Annotated in this window: 2 protein-coding genes; one reads left to right on the top strand and one right to left on the bottom strand. The window is 53.2% G+C overall.

The genetic code is table 11. The annotated features are described in order from the left end of the window. Positions 1-835 precede the first annotated feature (835 nt). Positions 836-1,219 carry a hypothetical protein gene (locus tag FHD68_RS18300; RefSeq protein WP_244297972.1) on the top strand — a complete coding sequence of 128 codons (384 nt, stop codon included), beginning with the start codon at positions 836-838 and terminating at the stop codon, positions 1,217-1,219. Positions 1,220-1,259: 40 nt separating this feature from the next. Here the strand turns inward: FHD68_RS18300 and FHD68_RS18295 are convergent, their stop codons facing one another. Next, positions 1,260-1,925 (bottom strand): L,D-transpeptidase, encoded by a 666-nt coding sequence (locus FHD68_RS18295; RefSeq protein WP_084697606.1) that lies wholly within the window; start codon positions 1,923-1,925, stop codon positions 1,260-1,262. Positions 1,926-2,450: the final 525 nt, after the last annotated feature.

The following is a 2,450-nucleotide window of genomic DNA, read 5'->3' as shown; positions in this document are numbered from 1 at the left end:
GGATTTCTAAACTAAAAATCACCGAACGCCCGATGCCCTTTAAATTCCACCTAGTTTTCACACGGTCTGGATCCTTTTTGAACATGGGGCAGGGCGATCATTGATCCATCGAGCAGCTACTTTTTGACGGCGCTAAGTAGCTGAGGAAAGCTACGATGCCATTTTGGCTGATATGATAGACTTACTGGCTAACTGATTTGGAAAAATGGAATATCTTCTTGTATCCCCAGAAATGTCCACGAAATATGTGGATAGCTTTGGGTTGCGGCGAAGCGACGACAATGACCAAGAACTGCGCGGTGTTACATAACATAGCTTATAGACGATTTTGGCGTGAGGCAGGGTGGGTCCTCCTCAGAGGTGCGACAAGCCATGATTTGCTGGCTTTTGCAGAGGAAGGAACATGCTCTCGGGATCGAATCTCACCCTGCCCGAGCGCTGCATCAGGCGTGTTGTCGGTAATGTGTGCTCACGCCGGGATCGGCGATGGGACAGTTTGCGGCGGAATTTTTTGCGGTCACCGGAGCGTTGAAGCCTGGCGACAGAGATAGTGACGGGCAAACTTGAGTGGCGTGTGAGTGGTTATCCACAGTTCCCGTGGATGTTTCCGGGGATAGACAGAAATCTCACAACAAATTGAGATGCTTAACTTAATAAGTTCACTGTCTGCGAAGACGCTCCAGTGAGCAGTACTTATCAAAAGGCCAACTTTGGGAAGCTCAGGTAGCAGACCCGAACATTCTCATCCCCTGTGTCGGGAGCCGCAAAGGCTGCGCGCGTCGTGCAGCGTGCCCATGAGATCTTCCCCGTCCTATTGGTGCGCAGTCCGCGTCGCGTGATCAAGACGATGGGTTGCAGGAGCCTGCCCGGCAAGCTTGTGCGCCGCGATGTTGAATGCGAAAGATATGCTGACAAGGCGAACGCGCACGAGGACGCAGAAATGAACAATAGATCCTTCATGGTCTTGGCAGCTGTCTTGATCACCGCCGGTTGTGGAAACATGACAGCTCGGACAGCAGCGCCGGAAACCAATTTCCAAAGTCTTCCGCCAACCCTCATAGCTCTCGTCGCGCCGGGGCAGGACGTTGCCACGGCGCGGCTTCTCCCGGATGATAACTGCTATTGGTACGAACATCGCGGACAAGTCGAAACTACCCTGCTTCCGCTGACCACAGTTGAGGGTCGTCCGATTTGCATGCAATCGCAGCCTTCAACCTGATCGGGTTGTGCTGGGGTCGGATTTCACGACCGAGGCTGCTCTAGCTCCCTGTCGCTATGCTCTCCGCAGCCGAATAAAGAAATGCGGTGGAGCTGATTTCGACATTTGAATAAAGATCGTTTATATGCGCCATGACCATCCGGACGCAGCCAGAACTGGCACTCGTGCCAATGCTTCTGGGAAACGGGGTTCCATGGATGCGCAAGTAGGTATCTCTTTCGCCGACATAGAGGTAAAGAGCTCGTGAGCCGAGTGCATTTTCAGGGCCGGGTTCCACCCCACCTTCAAATTGAGCGTAAATCTCTGGCTCTCGGGCAATCATGCTTTGCGTAGGTGTCCAATGTGGCCATTCGACCTTTCGCTTAATGGTATAAACCCCAGGCTCATACAAATCGCCCCTCCCGATGGCCACGCCGTACCGCATCGCGGTTCCCCCTGCTTCGATGTGGTAAAGATACTTTGCCACAGCATCCACATGGATATCACCCGGCACCAGGCCCTCGTTGGCCTGCACTCTTTGCGGTAAGAAACGCGGGTGCAAGCCCCACGGGTTGGATGTTGCTGCATTATAGCCGGGAGGGGTAACCTGTGCGTCCCATGCTGCCTTCTGACTAACGGTCGGCCATGATTCCGCAAACAGTGGACTGGAAACGGAAGCTGAAAACAACGCAGTGGTGGTCTGAATAAAGTGTCGCCGTGTCAACATGTTGTGTGCTCCTGTACTGCATTCGACATCGTCACAGCATGTGCTTTGATGCAACCGGTCCAACACAAATAATAAGGCCCCCAGATCAAGTTCGCTTGTGCCACCGGCTGATTTTTGGCGTCGGAAGGTTCTGGTGATGTAATTGTCCCCGATTTGCCTCACCCGGTGGGTCTCGATCTTAACGAAAGTCTGATGAATTTAGATTATCAGTCAGGCCAGGCGATCATATTGTCGTGCGTGTTGCGAACATCTCACGTCGGTGTAAATTATCGCCCCCTTGGGTTAGGTTGATGGCCGGTCGTTGGCTATTGTCTGATCTGACATGCCAAGGTCGAACACGAGAGGCGGAAATGGTCAATCATCCTACGTCCAGTAATCGGAGAACCTTTCTTCGTGGACTGGCGGCGGCCGGAGTCATTTTCCCGGCAACATCGGCGTTTGGTCAGGGTCTCTGACGTTGCCCCCGACTTTTATCCAGCGTGAGCGAGACTCCGAGTTTGAGTTTTGCCGTTTTGGACGGGTTGG

This window comes from Paracoccus marcusii, assembly GCF_006151785.1.
Taxonomy (GTDB): domain Bacteria; phylum Pseudomonadota; class Alphaproteobacteria; order Rhodobacterales; family Rhodobacteraceae; genus Paracoccus; species Paracoccus marcusii.
This window is presented reverse-complemented; position numbering and strand designations above follow the sequence as displayed.

Excerpts from the sequence above, each read along its gene's own strand:
- FHD68_RS18295 (WP_084697606.1), bottom strand. The coding sequence starts at position 1,925 with ATGTTGACACGGCGACACTTTATTCAGACCACCACTGCGTTGTTTTCA.